The organism is Granulicella mallensis MP5ACTX8 (genome assembly GCF_000178955.2).
In the GTDB taxonomy this organism is placed as follows: Bacteria; Acidobacteriota; Terriglobia; order Terriglobales; family Acidobacteriaceae; genus Granulicella; species Granulicella mallensis.
On record NC_016631.1, the window covers coordinates 2702834 to 2722616 of the forward strand.

The 19783-nt window shown below is 56.9% G+C and carries 15 protein-coding genes; 8 read left to right on the plus strand and 7 right to left on the minus strand.

Annotated features, from left to right (window positions below):
* Positions 1-14: 14 nt before the first annotated feature.
* Both ACIX8_RS11225 and ACIX8_RS11230 read left to right on the plus strand, forming a co-directional pair.
* Positions 15-1295, plus strand: a complete 1281-nt coding sequence (locus ACIX8_RS11225) for a metal-dependent hydrolase family protein (protein WP_014265452.1) — start codon at positions 15-17, stop codon at positions 1293-1295.
* Between the two features lie 547 nt (positions 1296-1842).
* Complete coding sequence (locus ACIX8_RS11230) at positions 1843-2628, plus strand: hypothetical protein (protein ID WP_150110576.1); 786 nt, start codon at positions 1843-1845, stop codon at positions 2626-2628.
* A gap of 7 nt (positions 2629-2635) precedes the next feature.
* Here the strand turns inward: ACIX8_RS11230 and ACIX8_RS11235 are convergent, their stop codons facing one another.
* The 3 genes from ACIX8_RS11235 to ACIX8_RS11245 are packed head-to-tail and all read right to left on the minus strand — an operon-like array spanning position 2636 to position 5905.
* On the minus strand, positions 2636-3985 hold the full coding sequence (locus ACIX8_RS11235) for a GntT/GntP/DsdX family permease (protein WP_014265454.1): 1350 nt from the start codon (positions 3983-3985) through the stop codon (positions 2636-2638).
* A gap of 31 nt (positions 3986-4016) precedes the next feature.
* Positions 4017-4409, minus strand: coding sequence for a RidA family protein (locus tag ACIX8_RS11240; protein WP_014265455.1), 393 nt, complete (start codon positions 4407-4409; stop codon positions 4017-4019).
* A 41-nt stretch (positions 4410-4450) separates the two neighbouring features.
* Positions 4451-5905 carry an N-acyl-D-amino-acid deacylase family protein gene (locus tag ACIX8_RS11245; protein ID WP_014265456.1) on the minus strand — a complete coding sequence of 485 codons (1455 nt, stop codon included), beginning with the start codon at positions 5903-5905 and terminating at the stop codon, positions 4451-4453.
* Positions 5906-5993: 88 nt separating this feature from the next.
* Between ACIX8_RS11245 and ACIX8_RS11250 the strand changes: the two genes are divergently transcribed.
* A complete protein-coding gene (locus ACIX8_RS11250) occupies positions 5994-7274 on the plus strand; it encodes an amino acid deaminase (RefSeq protein WP_014265457.1) in 1281 nt (426 codons plus the stop codon).
* Positions 7275-7351: 77 nt separating this feature from the next.
* On the opposite strand, the gene ACIX8_RS11255 is transcribed toward ACIX8_RS11250, so the two are convergent.
* Together ACIX8_RS11255 and ACIX8_RS11260 are read right to left on the minus strand one after the other, a co-directional pair.
* Positions 7352-8293, minus strand: a complete 942-nt coding sequence (locus ACIX8_RS11255) for an alpha/beta hydrolase (protein WP_014265458.1) — start codon at positions 8291-8293, stop codon at positions 7352-7354.
* Between the two features lie 158 nt (positions 8294-8451).
* Positions 8452-10710 (minus strand): GH39 family glycosyl hydrolase, encoded by a 2259-nt coding sequence (locus tag ACIX8_RS11260; RefSeq protein WP_014265459.1) that lies wholly within the window; start codon positions 10708-10710, stop codon positions 8452-8454.
* A gap of 172 nt (positions 10711-10882) precedes the next feature.
* Here ACIX8_RS11260 and ACIX8_RS11265 point away from each other — a divergent pair, with 172 nt between their 5' ends.
* The 5 genes from ACIX8_RS11265 (at position 10883) to ACIX8_RS11285 (ending at position 18626) form a co-directional block, all read left to right on the plus strand.
* Positions 10883-11956, plus strand: coding sequence for a LacI family DNA-binding transcriptional regulator (locus ACIX8_RS11265; RefSeq protein WP_014265460.1), 1074 nt, complete (start codon positions 10883-10885; stop codon positions 11954-11956).
* 156 nt (positions 11957-12112) lie between these two features.
* A complete protein-coding gene (locus ACIX8_RS11270) occupies positions 12113-15598 on the plus strand; it encodes a TonB-dependent receptor (protein WP_014265461.1) in 3486 nt (1161 codons plus the stop codon).
* A 177-nt stretch (positions 15599-15775) separates the two neighbouring features.
* The gene (locus ACIX8_RS11275; RefSeq protein WP_014265462.1) at positions 15776-16444 is read left to right on the plus strand and encodes an MOSC domain-containing protein; all 669 of its coding nucleotides are present in this window, start codon (positions 15776-15778) and stop codon (positions 16442-16444) included.
* A gap of 119 nt (positions 16445-16563) precedes the next feature.
* Positions 16564-17028 carry a hypothetical protein gene (locus ACIX8_RS11280; RefSeq protein ID WP_014265463.1) on the plus strand — a complete coding sequence of 155 codons (465 nt, stop codon included), beginning with the start codon at positions 16564-16566 and terminating at the stop codon, positions 17026-17028.
* A gap of 104 nt (positions 17029-17132) precedes the next feature.
* Positions 17133-18626: a sulfatase family protein gene (locus tag ACIX8_RS11285; protein ID WP_014265464.1), complete on the plus strand. Its 1494-nt coding sequence runs from the start codon at positions 17133-17135 to the stop codon at positions 18624-18626.
* Positions 18627-18690: 64 nt separating this feature from the next.
* Here the strand turns inward: ACIX8_RS11285 and ACIX8_RS11290 are convergent, their stop codons facing one another.
* A complete protein-coding gene (locus ACIX8_RS11290) occupies positions 18691-19152 on the minus strand; it encodes a cupin domain-containing protein (RefSeq protein ID WP_014265465.1) in 462 nt (153 codons plus the stop codon).
* Positions 19153-19333: 181 nt separating this feature from the next.
* The gene (locus ACIX8_RS11295; RefSeq protein ID WP_014265466.1) at positions 19334-19777 is read right to left on the minus strand and encodes a CHRD domain-containing protein; all 444 of its coding nucleotides are present in this window, start codon (positions 19775-19777) and stop codon (positions 19334-19336) included.
* Between the last annotated feature and the right edge of the window lie 6 nt (positions 19778-19783).

Below are 19783 nucleotides of genomic sequence, written 5' to 3' on the forward strand. Positions count from 1 at the left end.
CGAAGGAGTACACCATGATGAATCGAGTTCTTTTTCGCGGTGCCAGTGTATGGGACGGTAGCGGTGCTCCGGCCTTTCTGGCGGACGTGCTTGTCGAAGGCTCCAGAATCAAGACAATCGCTCGCGCGCCGGACCGGCTCGCCACTGAGGGCGCTACGGTGATCGAAGCCCGTGGCAGAACGCTGATGCCAGGCCTTGTCGAAGGGCATGCTCACATCTCGTTCGGCGGCGCTGTGAACGATTCCGATCTGGGGAACATTCCTCCCGAAGAGCACATGCTGCTGACGGCGCGGAATGCGAAGACCTTGCTGGACCACGGCTTTACCAGCGCCTATAGCGCGGCTACCTCAAAGCTGAGGCTCGATATCGCCATCCGCAATGCAGTGAATGCGGGAGAGTTTCCTGGGCCTCGCATCCGCGCGGGCAGCCCGGAGATCACGGTCACCGGCGGCCTGGGCGACGAGCGCAAGGCGCATATGTATTACGAGAGCTTTGGCATGATTGCCGATGGTGTCGAGGAGATCAAGAAGGTAGTCCGGCTGTGTTGTCGTGAAGGCGTAGACAACATCAAGGTGAACATCTCGGGAGACGATCTCAGTCCGGCGGCTCATGGTGGCCTGACCGTGATGCGCGAGGACGAGATCCAGATGGCTGTCAGTGTTGCGCGAGACTTCAACAAGAAAGTGAATTGCCATGCGCGCTCGGCGGAGTCCGTAAAGCGAGCCGTTCGTTGCGGTGTGGATGTGATCTATCACTGCGAGTCTGCCGATGAGGAAGCGATCGACATGCTGGAGTCTGCGAAGGATCGGATCTTTGTAGGACCGGCCATCGGTATTATCTACAGCACACTCTACGAGGGAGAAAAGTTTGGGTTCTATCGTGATTCCGAAGTGGGGCGGCAGATGCAGCGTGTGATCGACACGACGGCGGAGGTCTATACGGAGCTGCGTAAGAGGGGCGTGCGCATTCTTATTGGTGGCGACTATGGATTTGCCCAGTCGCCACAGGGCGATAATGCGCGCGACCTCAAGCATTTCGTCGATCTGCTCGGCTTCTCTCCGAACGAGGCGCTGCAGTGCGGTACGCGCATCGGTGGACAGGTGATGGGCCTGGGGAAGGAACTGGGCGAGGTGAAGGAAGGCTATATCGCCGATCTGCTGCTGCTCGATGGCGATCCGCTCAAGGATATCGACCTGGTAGTGCATACGAAGAATCTGCACGTGATTATGAAGGAAGGCGAGCTCTATAAGGATGTTTCCGCTACGGCTATGCTTGAGCATACGGTGGTGGGATAGAGGAAGTTGCTAGTCGCACTGAAGGTTCTTGCTTTGAGGGACGGGGCTTTCACAGGCTGGGGGGAAACTTTTAGCTGGGAAGAAAGTCTTGATCTTTAGGGCCAAAGGCCCGTTTCATATCAGCCTGCGGTGCTTTGCCCCAGCCTGGTATGAAACGGGCCGTTGGCCCTAAAGCTTCTTTATAAGAAACTCACTTCTTCCTCCTTAGGATGGAAGTGAAAGTTTCGATATGCCGACACCTACTAATACCCCTCCTTCCAGACCCGGTACGCCGATTCTTCCTCCACTGCCTAAGAGCTCGCCACCGCTGGTTGGAGTGTCCTGGGAGACGAGTTTCACGAAAGGCACCCAGGTAGGTCCGGACCCTAATGCCATTACGGTGAAGTTAGATTCGTTGGGTGAGATGAACCCATGGGCCAGTCGTCCAGCGAGCCCAACACCCATTTCACCTGTCAGTAGTCCGGCCAGCTCAAGGCCAGTTTCTCCAAATCCGTGGGCCAGTCGACCAGGTAGTCCGATCCTGTCTCCCGGACGTCCGATCAGTCCAATGCCAGTCTCTCCAAACCCCTGGGCCAGCCGGCCAGGTAGTCCGATTCTGCCGCCCAATCGCCCGATCGGGCCAAGGCCAATCTCTCCGAATCCATGGGCGAGTCACGGGCCGCGGCTCAAGGGCTTCAGTGGAAAGACTCTCGGTGAGTTGAGCAACCTGCTAGGGGAGATTTCCTCCTTGATGGTGGCTTACAACCAGGCGACACCCGGAAGTACAGCTCTCAACTTTCTCGGAGAAAGTCTGTTCACTGTCGGCGGCATGTGGCAGTTCTATTCTGGTCTGAAGGAGTTGGAACGGCGGAAAAACTGGACGTTGATCTTCGACTATATACAAGGAGCCGCAAACACCGTTTCCGGTATTTCAGGCGCAGCCAGTTCTTTTTCGGAAACGCCGGTGGGGGCAGGGAAGACTTCACAGGTAGCCTGGGCGATCGGCGAAGGAACAAACATGATTCGGCAGACTCAGGAATACTTCATGGTCGGTGAGAACTGGATCGACGAAGAACAGAGCATCCGTATCGCTCAATTTATGGCCAGCACCTTCAAGCTGGCGGGAATCGTGACGATCTATTCCGGCGGTTCTTCGAAGTATGCGTTCATGGAACTTGTGGGAACACTGATTGGCGCATCCTCGGGAATAGCGAATCTAAGGCACAACGGGCACTTTACTACCCTGAACTTGACGGCGGTTCGGAAGTATCGGGAGATGTTAGTCTCCATGCAAAATATTGCTACGGCATCCAGGACGATGTCCCATCGGGAGGCTGTAGAGAATCTCGTATAGAACCTGCTTAGACGACAAGGGCCAAGGCCATCGTAAGCAGCAGTGCGACGACGGAGATGATCGTCTCGCAGACCGACCAGGTCTTGATGGTGTCCGCTACGGACATGTTGAAGTATTCCTTAACCAGCCAGAAGCCGCCATCGTTCACGTGCGAGAAGATGAGCGAGCCTGCTCCGGTGGCGATGGCCAGCAACTCGGGGCGGACGCCGGCGCCATGCAAGGCAATGGGGGCTACGATACCGGCCGCCGTGGTCATGGCCACGGTCGACGAACCTGTCGCCAAACGCATCAGCGCGGCGAGCAGCCAGGCCAGCAACAACAGTGGCACGTGGCTGCGCATCGCTACCAGGATGATCGCGTTGGAGACGCCGCTATCCTGCAAGATTCGTCCGAAGCCCGCACCTGCGCCGACCAGCAGCGTGATGGTGGCGGTCGGCGCGATGCACTCGTTACTGAAGCGGAGGATGGTCTCGCGCGAGAAGCCCCGCAGGGTGCCCAGCGCGAAGAAGCTGAAAAGCGCCCCGATCAGCAGCGCCATATCGTCGTTGCCGACGAGGCGCAAGGCTTCATTCAACCTGCTCCCGGGAGCAGAGAACCCATTGGCCCAGCTACCCATCAGCATGAGGAACACCGGCAGCAGGATGGTGAATAAAGTGAGTCCGAAGCTCGGCAGTTTGCGCTCTGCACCATGGTCGGCGAATTGCGCGGCCATGGGATTGTCAGCTGCAAGCTTGATGTGGGGCGCTATCAGCTTCGCGTAAAGAGGACCGGCTATGACGATGGTTGGAATTCCGATGAGCAACGCATAGAAGATTGTGCGACCTACGTCCGCTTTGAAGATCGTGACTGCCATCAGGGCCGCTGGATGCGGAGGGACCAGGCCGTGGACGACGGAGAGCCCGGCCAGCATGGGCAGGCCGACGAGGATGAGCGAAGTCTTGGTGCGCCGGGCAACCGTAAATGCAATCGGGATCAGGAGGACGAAGCCTACTTCAAAGAAGGCCGGCAGGCCGACTACAAGGCCTATCAGCGCCATGGCCCAGGGAATGTTCTTTTCGCCGAAGAGACGAATGAGGGTGTACGCGATCTGATCCGCGCCGCCCGACTCCGCCATCATTTTGCCGAGCATGGTACCAAGGGCCACTACGATCGCGATGTGCCCCAGGGCACCGCCGACACCCGTTTCAAAGGAATGAACGATGTTGGTAGCCGGCATGCCTGTAACCACGGCAAGCGACAGGGCCGTGAGAAACAGGGTGATGAACGGGTTCAGCTTGAAGACGGCAATCAGCAGGATCAGGCCGATGACGGAGATCAGCGCCGAGACGAGCAGAAAGATAGTGTGGTGATCGATCATGACCGCGCCTCCAGTTGATGGAGCCCGGAGATCATGCGGCCGGCGCCTTGTAGGCCACGCAGTCGATTTCTACCTTGCAGTCGACGACCATGCTCGATACGACGCAGGCGCGTGCAGGCGGATTTTCGCCGAAGAACTCTTTGAAGACCTTGTTGAACGAGGAAAAGTCGCGTGGATCTTCGAGCCATACGCCGCAACGCACGACGTCTTCCGGGCCATAGCCTGCTTCGTCCAAAATCGCCAGGAGGTTGTGAATGGCCTGCTGGGATTGGACGACGATGTTGCCCGAGATGACTTCGCCGTTGACCATGGGAACCTGGCCGGATACATACAGCCAGCCGTTGGCTTCTACCGCGCGCGCAAAAGGAAGGTGCTGACCGCCTGTGCCTTTGCCGCCTTCTACTCCATATCGCTTGATGCTCATTGCTATAGTCCTCTCAAACTGGATGATCGAATTCTATTGAATTATTGAAGCCATGATGTCTTGCCGCGAGGAAGAAAACGTCCGCCGCGCTCTGCTGTGGCTCCCTCGGTGGAATAGGAAAGAACGCCGTTCACCCACACGCTCACAAGACCCTCTGAGGTTCGTACGGGGTCAGTGAAGGTGGCCGTGTCCTTGATCTTTTCAGGATCGAAGAGTACCAGGTCGGCGAAGTATCCCTTGCGAATCATTCCGCGCTCTTCGAGCCCAAACCGCTGGGCGGGCATTTGAGTCATCTTGTGAATGGCCGCAGGAAGGGAGAGCAGTTTTTCTTCGCGGCTATAGCGGCCCAGGACGCGGGGAAACGTCCCCCACAGGCGAGGGTGCGGCCGTGGGTCGTTGGGCAGGCCATCGGAGCCGATCATCGTGGCGGGATGGCATAGGATACGGCGCATGTCCTGTTCGGAGATGCTGTGGTAGATCGCTCCGGCCGGTTGCAGCCGCCGTGCCGCTTCTACCTGGGGCAGGGACCATGCTGCTGCAATCTGCGCCAGCGATTGTCCTGCCATCTCTGGATGGGGCGTGCTCCAGGTGATGGTGATCTCTACCCGCTCGTCTACCTGGCGCAGATCGAGGGTGCTCGAACCGGCCGCGTAGGGATAACAGTCGCAGCCGACTTGTTGCGAGTCACGAGCTCCTTCCAAGGCTTGCAGGACCTCGCCGCTGCGGCCCCAGTTGGCGATGCCGGCACACTTCAGATGGGAGATGATGACCGGTATGCGGCTCAGGCGTCCGATCTCGAAGGCCTCGTTCATCGCGTCGAGGATAGCCTCCGTCTCGGAGCGCATGTGCGTCGTGTAGATGGCGCCTGCTGCGGCAAGAGGCTGCGCCAGCTCGAGGACCTCTTCGGTTGAGGCCGCATTGGCTGAGAGATAGGCGAGGCCGGAACTGAGGCCGAGCGCACCTCCGTCGAGGGCGTCCTGCAACTGCGCTCGCATGGCTGCGATCTCGTCTCCGGTTGCAACACGATCGAGTCGGTCCATATGGTTATTGCGCAACGAAGTGTGGCCGATCAGCGCTCCAACGTTTACTGCAGGCTGGGCTTTGCTGACTGCCTCTACATACGCTGCAAAGGTCGGGTAATGGAAGGCTGCTGCATCGCCGAGCAGGTTCATGGGGTCGGGTGGTTCACCGCGCAGGTGCACGGGCGAAGCGCTGATGCCGCAGTTGCCTACAATAACCGTGGTGACGCCTTGCGAGAGCTTCGGCAGCATCGTTGGAGTCTGGATCACGCTGGTGTCGTCGTGGGTGTGGACATCGATAAAGCCCGGTGAGAGCGAGAGCCCTTTTGCCTCTACGATTACTTTCGCGCTGTAATCGAGGGAGGGCCCGATCTCACAGATGCGATCGCCACGGAGAGCGACGTCGAGGAGCTCGGGGGCGGCACCGCTGCCGTCCAGTATGCTGGCATTTCGGATTAGCGTATCGCAATTCAACATCTTGTTGTTCCTAGCATAATAGGCTGAATACATTTGGTGATGTGGGTTATCGCATTCTTATTTCTGCGACCCACCGGAGGTTCTTTCCTTGAACGATAAACAAGCCATGCATACCGTTGCTTTTCCCGCGATCACTTCGCTGAACAAAGGCCTGGGGCATCTGGAGCGACCGGTCGCATCCGGAGAGATTGCATCGCTTGCTTGGAACCTGTTGGCCGAAGATCTCAGCCTGCCGTCGGCTGTTCTCTATGAGGACCGGTTGCTGCACAATCTCAACTGGATGCAGCAGTTCATCGCAGCCTATGGGGTAAAGCTCGCGCCCCATGGAAAAACCACGATGGCTCCCCAATTGTTCAATCTGCAGATGCAAGCGGGAGCCTGGGGGATTACGCTTGCGAACGCTCATCAAACGTTTGTTGCCTACGAGCATGGGATACGCCGCGTCCTGATGGCGAATCAACTGATCGGCAAAGAGAACATGGCGATCATCTCGCGTCTGTTACGGGACCAGAGCTTTGACTACTACTGTCTGGTGGATTCGGCGGCACAGGTCGATCAACTGGGCGCATTTTTTTCGCAGAGCGGGCAGCGGCTGCAGGTGCTGCTTGAGCTGGGAGCGATGGGTGGCCGTACCGGTGCTCGAGATGAGGCGCAGTTGCAGGCCGTGCTTGAGGCCATGGCTCGTTGGAGCGACTCCATCGCTCTTTGCGGTGTTGAGATGTACGAAGGCGTGCTTGCGGAGGAGGAGGCCATTCGTGCCTTTCTTCATCGAGCAGTTGCCGTGACGCGGACGCTTGCCGAAGAGAAGCGCTTCGAGCGCACGCCTGCTCTGCTCTCAGGTGCCGGCTCGGCATGGTATGACGTGGTGGCCGAAGTATTCTCCGCTGCAGGCTTCGGAGACAGCGTAGAGATCGTCCTTCGCCCTGGCTGCTATCTGACCCATGATGTCGGCGCGTATCGCGAGGCGCAGACACAGATCCAGCAACGCAATCCGATTGCGCATCGGATGCGCTCGGGGCTATTGCCCGCGCTTCACGTCTGGGCCTATGTACAGTCCGTGCCTGAGCCGGAGAAGGCGATTATTGCGATGGGCAAACGGGATGCCGCCTTCGATGCCGGATTGCCCGCACCCGCGCTGCACTTCAGACCTGGCGCGGTAGTGCCAAAGGCGGCACCCGCGCATTGGACGCTTACGAAGATGATGGACCAGCACGCGTACCTGCAGATAGCGGAAGGGGACGACCTTCGAGTCGGCGATATGATCGGCTTCGACATCTCGCATCCTTGCCTGACCTTCGACAAGTGGCGTTCGCTGCTGGTGCTGAACGCCGAGTATCAGGTGGTCGACGCCGTTCAGACCTTCTTCTGAGCGACGGATGTCTAGCTCTGCCGGCAGTCACTACACATCGTTGAGCCTGGCGGAGCTAGACCGCCCCAGTTCTCCTACTACGAAAGTATTGCTATCGTCCGCAGCCATCTCTCCACGAGTTGAGGCCATTCTGTGATCGACGAGTTTGTTTTCCGTAGCCCGAATGCGTGGCCGCCCTGTGAGAACAGATGCATTTCCACGGGAACCCCCGCATTTTGGAGCGCAATGTAATAAACCAGTGAGTCATTCACATTGTCGACGTGGTCATCCTCCGCTTGCAACAAAAAGGTAGGAGGGGTTTGCCTACTGACGGGAATCTTTGGAGTCAACTGTAATCCTATGTGGGAGGCCCGGAGATGGCCTGGATAAAGGGCTACGGCAAAGTCTGGACGACAGCTTACTTTATCGGCTTCATCCAGGAGCGGATACACGCGTTTGTCGAAGTTCGTGCTGATGTCTGCTACCAGATACCCGCCCGCAGAAAATCCCAGTACCCCAATCTTGTGTGGATCGACGTGGTACTGGGCTGCGTGGAAACGGATCAGCCGCATCGTCCTCTGCGCATCTTCAAGCGCCATGGGCGCTTTGGGATATCTTTGATTCCCGGCGTCGTCATGTGGCCCTGAGTCCGGGACACGGTACTTCAGAAGCACACAGGTGATTCCCTTGGAAACCAGCCAATCGCACACTTCCGTTCCTTCGAGATCGATCGCCAGGACAGAAAAGCCCCCGCCAGGAAAGACGATGACCGCGGCACCGGTGTTGATACCCTTCGGCGAATAAACGGTCATCGTTGGCTGGGTTACGTTGTCAATTTCCGTTGCCGACTTACCCGCAACCAGAAAAGTTGTGCCGGACGATAGCGCAAATTCAGGTCCCTTTGCCGGCTGCGCATCGGGAATCTTTCCTGGCCATATCGGTACTTGTTTATGTCCAGGCGATGGCTGCCAATCAAATTTCTGTGCGCCCAATATGCCGGGCATGCACACAACACAAAGAGCAATGATCAAAGACTTCATCGCGGTCTCCGCAGACAGCATAGAGCAAGACAACCCCACTCCTGAATGAAGAGAGAGTCGGAGAACCCTCCTCGTTACTTAATTCCGGCTCGTCAGCCGCTTGGAAGTTGTACCGGCGACGAAATGGGGTAACTCATCTCGTTTCGTAACAGCGTCATCTACTGGCTCGCAAACTTGCCGCGAAGGACAACGATGGAGGCCGCCGGCAGTTCGTAGCGTGTTGCCTTGTCCGCCTCGAAGTTGCGCGAACTGATAGGGCCATCCGGGTCGGCGGTACCGCCGGGGCTCGGGGTGTCGGCGGCCAACGGTTGGTGAGCATTGAAGTCGTGTTGTGCTGTCTTCCAGTGGTATTGATCGCGGCCGAAGGTAGCTTCGTGAACTTGTCCTGAGAAGAAGTGGCTTTCGCCGCCGCGTTGCTGATTTTGAAAGACAAGATTCAGCTTGTGGCTGCTGTGCTGGTCTTTGTTGATGAGCATGACGGACCATTCGCCGTCAGGACGTTCTACCGCGTATGCAGTCACGATGGAGTGACCGGCGCCGTCGTCAAGGTCGGCTACGGCAGGGAAGAGTGTATGCGTGCCGCCGTCATGCTGGAGCCACTCGCGGTTGATCATCTGGCTGGCGAAGAACTGGGAGAGTGGTTGTTCGATCTGATTGTTGGCGCCGACTTTAAACATGCCGAAGGTGCCTGGGGAATCGTTGCACCCATGTTCTATTGCGAGCGGCAGGTAATGGAAGTAGTAGACCTGGTTGCCCCCAGTGCTGAGATACGACCCGATGTAGTCTGCCAGCCAGAGACCACCAAAGATGTCCATGTAGGTCTCGCTGGTGGAGGAGGAGAGGTTCGATTCGGTGAGATAGATGGGCAGATCGGGCTGCAGGCCATCGTCGCGCCAGACCTTCATGATGTGGCCGATCAGTCCAGGCTCCTCATAGAGGCTAGCCCAACTGATATGGCAAGGGTCGTAGGGATAGTGCTCGAAGGAGAAGAACTGCAGCTCCTGCATGCGGCCATGCTGCTTGAGGTAGTCGAGAAAACGGCCGAGCCACGAGGTCTTTCCCTGCGCGTCGGGCCATACTTCGATGTCCTGATTGGAACCCTGAAAGGACGGGCCTCCGAGTTTGAGGTTCGGATCGACCTTGCGAAGCGCCGTCGCGTATTGCAGGTAGAGCGCGGCATAATCTTCGGGCTGCATGTATTGGCCGTCCGCCTCTTCGCACATCTCGATACTGGATATAGGGTATTTGTGGCCTTCGAGGTATCGAACCTCAGCTGCTGCATCGTCGGGTGTGCTGTAGAGCATTGCGATGGGCACCATCGCGGGCAGGCTCTGCGTGAGGCCGCTCTGGAAGAAGAGGTCGAATCCAACCTGTGCTTCCTTGCTGTTCATGTGGCTGTCCGGAGTATGCCACGGGTCAACCGAAGAACTGAAGGTTGCGGTCTGTTCCTGGTCGGCGGTGTGACGGAGCGCGTCGTGGAATGCGCCGTCGCTTGAGGTGGTTCCGAGGTAGAGCTCACGAATCGCGTACCCGGCACAGTTGCGGATATCGCTCGTGCCGTGATCGTCACAGGTGTTCGAGGATTGTGTCATCCAGACACGGATATATCGAACAGTCGCAGGGATCTGGGTCAGGTGAAGGAGTGCCGTGCCGCCTGTTCCGTTGGTGATCTCGCCTTGAGAGAAGGTGTTCCAGATGCCTCGCTTGGGGTAGTGGATAGGATCCGTGCCCGAGCCAAGCCCGCTGCCGTTGCTGGTCCCGGTCCAATACTGGACGAGATAGTTTTTGGCGTAGGGCTCGGCCCATACGATCTTCAGCGTGTCGACGACTGTTTCACTCGCCAGATCGAGGATGACCCACTGTGGATGGAGTGCGTCGCTCTCGCCTGTAAAGTGACTTGTGAGATAAGGGTTGCTCTTCCAGTAGGTGCTTTCGTCGCCGTCGGTCAATCGGGAATAGCCCGTGTTTCCAGTGCCGTCGTTGCGGGTTACGCCGCGATGCGGGAGTGCATAACCAAAGGAGTAGCGGATGAACTTGGTCGAACTGGTAGAGCCGGTGAAGTAGCCCTTGCCGTCGGGATCGCTCCAGGTGCCTTCAGGGTTCCAGTGCCAGGCTTCCACGGCGAGGTCCGTGTTCTGGCGGTAGGTAACCGGCTGCCATCCGGCTGCAAAGGCCCGGTTCAACACCGGCTTAGTAAAGTCCTTGTCGATGGCCTCGACGGGGATGCGATCAACGCCGGAGCCGAGAGATTCCCGCGGCACAAAGCGATTGACGGCATGGTCCGGTGTGATGTCCACGAGAACGGTCTGCGCGTTGAGCAGGTGCAGCGAAATCAGGCCGAGCGTGGCGAGCAGAAGGCCGCTCCGGCAAAAGGAATGACTCGTGAAGGCGACCGGCGATAAAGGTTGGTTCGACATAGTCGAATCTGTTATACACAGGTGTTGACAAAATATTCAATCGTTTTAATACGATTGGCTTTTGCAAGGAGAAGAGAGGCCCTGTGAGGGATAGACCTGCGATTTTGCACGGAAGATCCGTATGCAACATGCATAATCGATAGCGCGTTGGTTGAAGCGGGAGCTTAAAGAGATGCCGGAGCGTAAATCCAAATCGGCACGTGTGACCCTGGTCGATGTCGCGCGTAAGAGCGGCTTCTCGCCGTCCACGGTCTCCATCGTGTTGAGCGAGGCTCCGCTTTCGCGTTATGTTGCTGCCCAGACGAAGGAGCGGATTCGCAAGACGGCCCAGTTGCTCGGCTATCGACCGGATATCTTCGCGCGCTCCCTGCGCAGCCGCCACAGTCACACGGTTGGTGTGCTGGTCTTCGATATCTCCGATCCCTACTGCGTGCTGATCCTGCAGGGCATCGAGAAGACGCTTCTCCCCACTCCGTATCTGCCTATCCTGATGGACGCGCATCACGACCAGAAGCAATTTGAAGGCTATCTCGATCTGCTGATGGAGCGCCGCGTGGAAGGGCTGATCGTGGTGGCGAACTGGCTCTTCGATGAGGGCGGGCTCCTAGTGGGATTGAAGGAAAAAAAGATGCCCATCGTGGTGGTGGGACGAGATGTGACGGAGAAGCAGATCGGCTCGGTGACGGTGGACAACGAGGCTGGCGGCTATGAGGCGATGAAGCATCTGTATGAGCTTGGGCACCGGAAGATCGCCGTCATCCGTGGGCCGGCGAAGTTGAACGACAGCCAGCTCCGCTGGAACGGGATGCAGCGTTTTGCGGCGGAGCAGGGCTTACAGCTCGACCCACGCCGAGTTCGCCAACTGTCTGACGCGCTCGATCCCGTCACAGGATTTGAAGGCGGCGTGCAGCTTACCGAAGAGTTGATTCGCTCCCGGTTGAAGTTCACGGCCTTGGTAGCCTTCGACGATCTGACGGCACTGGGAGCAGTGCGTGGCCTGGCGCGCTCGGGGCGCACCGCACCGCAGGACTGCTCCATCATCGGCTTCGACGACGTGCCGCTGGCCGCGTTGACTACGCCCGGTCTCACCACAATTCGCCAGCCGATGGACGAGATGGGGAGCCTGGCCACCCAGCGGGTACTCGATGTTTTGCAGGAGGTTGGCGAAGGGCGCGAAGTCACGCCGGATCTTCAACTTCTGCCTCCCTCCCTGGTGCTGCGTGATTCGACATCGAGGGTGGGATAGGTGTTTCCCGCTTGACATTCTCTGCGAGACAAGATATCTACACATATCAACTGATATTCAATCGATTTAATACTTCCATGCGAATGGGAGTTATTTCAATCGACGCAGCAGAATAGCAAGTCTGTCACGATCATTTCCTGGATGCACGGAGACCCTATGTCGCTTGCCCTCTTGTCAGGATCCACAGCACGCTGTTTCGGTTATGGAATGCTCCTCCTTGCTCTTCTGCTTGTAACCGGTACACCTTTGTTGGTGGCCCAGGAAGTTACGGGCACGATCGTGGGTACGGTGACTGACAACTCGGGCGCCGTGGTGCCTGGAGCGAAGGTGACGATCACCAACACGGATCGCAACGCAGTGGTGCGCACGACGAAGACCGGCAAAGAGGGAGAATATTCCGCGCCCCTGCTGCCGATTGGACACTATTCGGTTACGGTTGAAACCTCCGGTTTTAAAAAGGCAACGCAGGCGGACATCATTCTGAACGTGAATGACAAGCGCAGCGTGAATGCCGTACTCGAGGTGGGAAACAACACCGAAACGGTGACGGTAGAGGCGGATGCGCTCCAGGTAAACTCTGAATCCGATGCGGCTTCGGGACTGATTACTGGCACGCAGGTCAGGGAACTGGCTCTACAGAGCCGCAACTATGAAGAACTAGTGCAGTTGATGCCCGGAGTCAGCGCCGACATCGGCGATGCGCTCTACGCCGGCGTCAGCGCTCCGAATGGCAATACGAACGAGACCGCGTTTTCTCTGAATGGCAGCTTCGGCTCCTCCAATAGCTGGACAGTGGATGGTGCGGACAACGTCGATCGTGGCGGCAACTTCTCGCTGCTGAACTATCCCAGCGTCGATGCCATTGAAGAGTTCAAAGTTCTACGCGGCAACTACAGTGCCGAGTATGGACGCAGTGCCGGCGGCGTCATCAACGTCATTACTCGTTCCGGAAAATCGAAGTTTCATGGCGGTGTCTATGAGTTTTTCCGCAATGACGTCCTCGACGCCAACGACTGGGGCAACAAGCAGCAATCGCCCGTTGCCAGCCGCACGCCCTTTCGCTACAACGATTTTGGCTGGACGCTGGGTGGCCCGGTCTTCATTCCTCATCTCTACAACACGGAGCGCAATAAGACGTTCTTTTTCTATTCCGAGGAGCTGCGACGTGTAGTGCAACAGAACCCGGTGACCGGTGTGGTGCCGGATGCAAATGAACGAGCAGGGAACTTTGAAAATTCGGTTTGCAGCGTCTATCCGAACAGCGATGGATCATGCCCCGGGCAGGTCGTTTCCAATGTAAGCAGCATCAATCCGGCCGCTGCCGCGTATCTCAAAGATGTCTATTCGCACCTGCCGTTACCGACCACACCCGGCCAGGATCTTCTCTTCGCAAATGAAGGGAATATCTTCAACTTCCAGCAGGAGATCGGTCGCATCGACCACACGTTTAACTCGAAGCTTTCCGGGTTCGTGCGCTACATGCAGGATTCGATTCCGACGGTCGAAGGTGGCGGCTTATTCAATGGCAATCCTCTGCCGAATATCACGCAGACTTCAACGGATTCACCGGGGCAGAACGTGGCTGCCAACCTGACCTGGATCATTACTCCAACGTTGATCAACGAGGTGGAGTACGCGTGGTCCTCCGGTGCGATCAAGAGCCACAACTCAGGCCAGCTCGCCGCCAGCAACTCCCCGGATGTGGCGAGCGCCATCGCGTTGCCCTTTCAGGAAACGCTTAACCGCATTCCGAGCATCGCCTATGGCGTTAGCAATGCAAGCTTCTTTGGCTTTGGCACGTACGGCGACTTCAATAAGAACAACGCGATCTTCGATAACGTGACCAAGACGATTGGAAAACATAGCCTGAAGTTCGGCTTCTCCTATAACCACTATGAGAAATCCGAAAACTCGGCCTCGAACAATGCGGGAACTTTTACCTTTGCAGCGACGCCTTACGCGGGGGCTCCAGCGGGCGATCAGAAGGCTGAGTTTGAACAGGAGTTTGCCCTGTTTCTCTCGGGCCAGTTCTCGCAGTTTACGCAGTCGGCAAATGACTTCCGCGCGGTCATCTTCCAGAATCAGATCGAGTTTTATGGCCAGGATGCCTACAAGCCCATTCCGAACCTGACGTTGAATTTTGGTTTGAGGTATTCGATCTTCCGCCAACCTACTGATGGGAACGGTCGCACCACTAATTTTGTTCCGACGCTCTACACCTCGGCCAAGGCGCCTGGCATCGACGACAACGGCAATGTCGTGGTAACTCCGAACTATGATCCGCTCAACGGAATCATTATTGGCGGCAGCGGAAATGGGGCACACAACTCGCCTTACAACACGGCCATTGCGCCACAGTTTCACAACGGATACCAGCCCCGTATTGGGTTCTCCTTCGATCCCTGGAACAACGGAAAGACTGCGGTACGCGGCGGATATGGAGTCTTTGTAGAGTCTCCGGGCGTTGGATTTATCGAGAACAACGAGTTCATCAATCCGCCGTTCGTGGGTAACACCACCATCAGCGGTGGTCCATTCAACAATCCCAGCGCGGGCAGCGCCACGAACAATAGCGTGCAGTCGGTAGGAGGTGTATCGACAAACTGGCACCAGCCCTATGCGCAACAGTGGGATCTGGATCTCCAGAGACAGATCCCTTACGACATCGTTCTCGACGTGGGTTATTACGGCTCGAAGGGGACGCACCAGCTTTCGCAGGTGGATATCAATCAGCCGCTCCCTGGCGCCTATGTCAACAACGCAACCATCGAGAACGGCCTGGGATATGACCCAATGGCTGATCCGCCTGTCCCACTCCAGCAGATGACTTCCGACAGTCAAAGCCTGCTCAACATTATCCGTCCCTACCAGGGATATGGACCGATCGATCTTTACGAACCGATCTTCAGTTCTAACTACAACTCCCTCCAGACCAGCCTGCAAAAGCGTTTCAATGGAGGATCTCTCGTAAGTGTTAATTACACCTGGTCTAAATCTTTGACCAACCGTCCCGACCAAGCGGGAGGCAATCTTCCAGTGCCGCAGAACAGCTATAACCTGAGCGCTGAATATGGTCCTTCTCGCTTCGACCGCCGCAATGTGTTCAATGCGAACTGGGTTTATGAGCTGCCCTTCTTCTCTAAACAGCAGGGTTTGACGGGACGTGTGCTCGGAGGCTGGGAGTTCTCCGGGATTGTCCAGCTGCAGTCCGGACAATGGCTCAGTGCGATCGGCGATTCGGCGATCGACCCAGGCGGACTCGGTGTATTTACCTCTGCGACAGCACCGAACGATCCGCGTCCGGATCAGGTGGGCAATCCCAATCGCCATGCCCCACACACCATTGCTTCCTGGTATGACACGACGGCTTTTACGGATGTGCCGACGAATGAGTTCCGGCCTGGCAATTCTACGCGTGCCACGATCCTGGGACCCGGAAGCCAGCGCTGGGATATGGCGTTGCTCAAGAACATCAAAGTGTATGGAGATCAGTTGTTCCAGTTTCGTGCTGAGGCCTTTAATATTTGGAACCACACGAACTACAACAATGTGGACACCACGCAGGACGACGGCACGACAGGGCAGGTACTGGGTGCAGGGGAGAAGCGCATTCTTCAGGTGGCTTTGAAGTATAACTTCTAGCCTGGTGTCCGCTGCAAATAGATCGGGATTGTTGCGACCTATTTGCGGCGATTAGAGCAGTTTTGCCAACGAAGGCCTAGCGATCATTCTCCGGAAACACCTTTATGAGTCTTCTATACTGGTTACAGCATCCATCCACTGGATGCTTTGTACAGCCAGTTGAGGGGGCCCGGGATCATGATTGCCGAAATCGTATCGGTCAATATCAGCAGTCTACAAAAGATGTGGTGGAACGGCCAGGAGATCCTGACTGGAATCCACAAGAGCGCGGTCAGCCACCCTGTCCAGGTCGAAACGCTGAGCATCGTTGGTGACTCGCAGGCGGATCTGGTAAATCATGGCGGAAAGGATAAAGCTGTCTATTTTTATCCTTCTGAACACTTTCCGTTTTGGGCCGAAGTTCTCGGTAAATCACAACTCCATCCGGGAGACCTCGGAGAGAACTTCACGTCGAAGGGCATCTTGGAAACCGACGTCTTCATTGGGGATACCTGGCGTGTTGGAACCGCACTCGTGCAGATCACCCAGCCTCGCAGCCCTTGCTACAAACTAGCGATCAAGCATGAGCGTGCCGATCTCGTCACGAGATTTCTGGAGGCGACGAAGCCTGGTTTCTATGCTTCCGTATTGCGGGAAGGGGTTGTCCGGGCTGGGGATTCCATGGAGCTGGTCTCCCGGGAACAAGACCAGATCACAGTGTCTGATGTATTTCGTTTGGCAGTTGGCTTCGAACCGGAGGTGAAGCTGCGGTCGGCGATTGGAGACTATGATCTGATTCCGGAGTTTTGGCGGAAAAAGGTCCGGGCGCACGGTCCGGCAACGGAGACCATAACGCTCGCAAGTTAGTTCTTTGCGCGCGATAGAGATGTATCTTCTTTGTCATCGTTGGGAACCCACGGATGTAAGAACTATAAAATCAAGCCAGAATTAGTTCATGTGCATTTCCCTAAGGAGCTTAATCTCTGATGTCAGCTACGCCTGCCAAACCGCTGGACTCCGAGAGTCCGTTATCGACGGTGATGCCAGACGAGACTGGAACGACACGGGGCGTGATCGCCTGGTCCAGCTTTTTCTTCGCGCTTCTGCAAAGTGTCTGCACCTTCTTTGCGGCTCTTGATGGCCTCCGGCTTGCGATTGGGATAGGTTCTCTTGCCGTGAGTGCTGGCGTCGGAACGGCCATGGATCGGTTTCATCAGGACTGGATTCGGGTCCCAATGATGGGACTTGCGTTGGTCGGCTCCTTGCTGAACCTGGTGATCCTGGCGCAGGTTCGTCATCTGCGCAATCGCCCGGCCTCACAGTGGCGTCGAATTCCGCTGAGCCCTCACAAGATTAGGATGGAACAAGTGCAGATTCTCTTGTCGATCGCCACCCTCGTTCTCATCGGACTTGAAGAGTATCTGCATCTCCGTTGGTGCGGTCACCTGTAGGCTTCTTATGGAAGCTTAATCGCTTTCGGGCTCACTTAAACAAAGGCCATGTAAGGATAGCCGGCGATAGAGAACGCACCTAATTCGCGGAGGAGTATTTTCGGATGCCGATTGATCGACGTAGTTTTATGAAGACGCTGAGTGCAGCGTGTGTTGTGCCGTTGCGCCCGGAAGCAAAAGCCAGTCAGCCAGAGATAGCCGTCGTGGCCGGTCAGCGTCGTCAGCGGGCGCACTCTCCCAATGTGATCGTGATGATTTGCGATGACCTGGGTTATGGCGATCTCGGATGCTACGGGTCTCACCTGCCTACGCCGAATCTCGATCGCATGGCTCTTGAGAGCACCCGGTTCACCCACTTCAACGCGGCACATCCGATCTGCTCAGCGTCGCGCTCCGCTCTACTTACGGGACGGTATGCTCAACGAACGTATACGCAAGGCGCCTATTTTCCGCACTCGAAGAAAGGGATGTCGCTCGATGAAGTTACGTTGGCGAACGCCTTCAAGGGCGCGAAGTACACCACGAAGTGTATCGGCAAGTGGCACCTCGGCGATGCACCGGAGTACCTGCCCACGAATCGTGGCTTTGACTCTTACTTTGGGGTGCCTTATAGCGTCGATATGCAGCCGTTGCCGCTGCTTCGCGATCTCACCGCGCTGGAGCCGGAGACTGACCGTGACCAGCTCACGAAGCGATATACAGAAGAGGCGGTTCACTTTCTGGACAACGCCGAAGAGGGGCCTTTTTTCCTCTACCTCGCCTACTCCTATCCCCACGATCCGGCGCGCGCGTCGAAGGAGTTTCAGGGGAAGTCGCACTTCGGAGATGTTGGGGACGCGGTGATGGAGATTGACTGGAGCGTTGGTGAGGTCATGAAGACGTTACGGCAGAGAAATTTGGACTCGGATACGATCGTCTTCTTCACCAGCGATCATGGGCCATGGTTTCAAGGTAGCCCCGGAGGTCTGCGGGGGCGCAAGGCATCTACGTTCGAGGGGGGCTTCCGCGTTCCGATGCTCGCACGATGGCCCGGCCAGATTCCTGCCAATCGCGTCGTCAGTGAGTGGGGTTCGAACCTCGATCTGTTCCCCACGCTTGCTGGCCTTTGTGGTCTCAAGTTGCCGGAGCATCCGTTGGATGGGGCCGATATCAGTCATGTTCTCTTCAAAACAGGGAACGAAGAGGCAACGCGGAAACCTATTCTCTACTTCAGCCCGATGAGTGCGCAGGGAGCCGATCTGCACTGCGTTCGGGAGGGCGACTGGAAGCTGCGAGTCGCGCAAGGTGGAGGGAATATCTACATCAATGACAGCGGAGCCAGGAGCGAGAGTGCCTGGCTTCCGCGCCCTGAACTCTATAACCTGGCGATCGATCCGGGAGAGAGCTACGATGTCGCCAAACAATATCCTGAGCGGGTTCAGCAGATGCTCGCAAACATCGAAGCTCTCATGCCGACCTTCCCGCCTGACGTTATCGCTGCCTACACCGCGCTCAAGCGCAATGTAGCAAGCCGAACAACACCCCCGGGCGCGGCGTTCCGGCAGAAGACGAATGCTCCGTTGCCGGAATGGGCCTGGGAGCCGCAGGATCGCCGCTGAAGGGATGATCCTGCGGTACTTTGGCTAGTTAACCGAAGAGTTATCTAGCTGCGAGGACTTCGAGTTAGTACTCTGCTTTCTCTCCCTTAGCGGGGATTGAAGTTGGAACGCCGGGTGTGCCGGCATAGGTGATGAGCAGCACGGTGGGTTCGTCTCCCGACTCGCCCCGATGGACAGCGTCTACCGATTCTCCGACGGCCTCTCCCTGATGGACGACCTGGGTCTTGCCGCTGGCTTTGTCGTGCAAGGTGAGGGTGCCTGAAAGCACATAGACGACATTGGGGAAGGGATGGGTGTGCCAAGGCAAAGCGGTGTGCGGTGCGATGGTCAGTTTGATCATGGTAAGTTGCGGCTGACCTGTGGGGTAATGCGTATAGGGCTTGCCGTTCCACGATTGGTTTGTTTGCAGCAGGATTTCGCGCTTGCCGCTTGCGACGGACGGAGCACCGTTTTGAGCGAGTAGAGCCGTTAGAGAGGCTCCGGCGAGTACGGCCACGATTCCTGCAGTGCGATATTTGAAGACCATCTGGATTCTTCCCCTGTTTGTTGGTGATTCGATAGAGCAGGCTACAGCCATTTCTGTAGCTACGATGTCATTCTTTCATCTCTTGGGGGAGCGAGGACTTCCGCTTGGGTTGAAGAGGAAGTCCTCTGCCGAGCACTGAGCAGGTCTGCAGGTTGCCGTATCAGGCAGCTACAAAGATGGATTACTCCGACTTCACAATCTGGCCGCGAATTTCACCGCCGGGATTGGCAGACGTATGGAGGTTGAAGTACCACTTGCCGTCGAGCAAATCTTTGGACTGTTCCGGTGTCAACGTCACCTTGCCGTCAACCGGGCTGGTGATGGGGCTCGCTTTGATCGGGACCTGGGGCTTTGCGTTGGCTCCTTCGAGTGCCGGGCCGTGGAAGTGTGCCGCAATCACGGGGCCGGTGAGACCGCTGAAGTCAATGTGATACGTCAATTCATTGGTGTCGGTGTTCAGCGTAGCGGTCAGGTGGCCCGTTCCGGTGCTGTCCTTTGGGGGAACTTCGGTGGAGGCCTTCAATTCCGCCTGGAGATGGAGCGTTGCGGCGTGGGATGCGAGGGACACGAAGAGCAGCGCAGAAGCGGCCACGGCTGTACGGATAAGTTTGGATATCTTTTTCATGTGAAT

Excerpts from the sequence above, each read along its gene's own strand:
- ACIX8_RS11270 (WP_014265461.1), top strand. The coding sequence starts at position 12,113 with ATGTCGCTTGCCCTCTTGTCAGGATCCACAGCACGCTGTTTCGGTTAT.
- ACIX8_RS11280 (WP_014265463.1), top strand. The coding sequence starts at position 16,564 with ATGTCAGCTACGCCTGCCAAACCGCTGGACTCCGAGAGTCCGTTATCG.
- ACIX8_RS11230 (WP_150110576.1), top strand. The coding sequence starts at position 1,843 with ATGCCAGTCTCTCCAAACCCCTGGGCCAGCCGGCCAGGTAGTCCGATT.
- ACIX8_RS11245 (WP_014265456.1), bottom strand. The coding sequence starts at position 5,905 with ATGTTGAATTGCGATACGCTAATCCGAAATGCCAGCATACTGGACGGC.
- ACIX8_RS11255 (WP_014265458.1), bottom strand. The coding sequence starts at position 8,293 with ATGAAGTCTTTGATCATTGCTCTTTGTGTTGTGTGCATGCCCGGCATA.
- ACIX8_RS11260 (WP_014265459.1), bottom strand. The coding sequence starts at position 10,710 with ATGTCGAACCAACCTTTATCGCCGGTCGCCTTCACGAGTCATTCCTTT.
- ACIX8_RS11290 (WP_014265465.1), bottom strand. The coding sequence starts at position 19,152 with ATGGTCTTCAAATATCGCACTGCAGGAATCGTGGCCGTACTCGCCGGA.
- ACIX8_RS11265 (WP_014265460.1), top strand. The coding sequence starts at position 10,883 with ATGCCGGAGCGTAAATCCAAATCGGCACGTGTGACCCTGGTCGATGTC.
- ACIX8_RS11295 (WP_014265466.1), bottom strand. The coding sequence starts at position 19,777 with ATGAAAAAGATATCCAAACTTATCCGTACAGCCGTGGCCGCTTCTGCG.
- ACIX8_RS11275 (WP_014265462.1), top strand. The coding sequence starts at position 15,776 with ATGATTGCCGAAATCGTATCGGTCAATATCAGCAGTCTACAAAAGATG.
- ACIX8_RS11225 (WP_014265452.1), top strand. The coding sequence starts at position 15 with ATGATGAATCGAGTTCTTTTTCGCGGTGCCAGTGTATGGGACGGTAGC.
- ACIX8_RS11240 (WP_014265455.1), bottom strand. The coding sequence starts at position 4,409 with ATGAGCATCAAGCGATATGGAGTAGAAGGCGGCAAAGGCACAGGCGGT.
- ACIX8_RS11235 (WP_014265454.1), bottom strand. The coding sequence starts at position 3,985 with ATGATCGATCACCACACTATCTTTCTGCTCGTCTCGGCGCTGATCTCC.
- ACIX8_RS11285 (WP_014265464.1), top strand. The coding sequence starts at position 17,133 with ATGCCGATTGATCGACGTAGTTTTATGAAGACGCTGAGTGCAGCGTGT.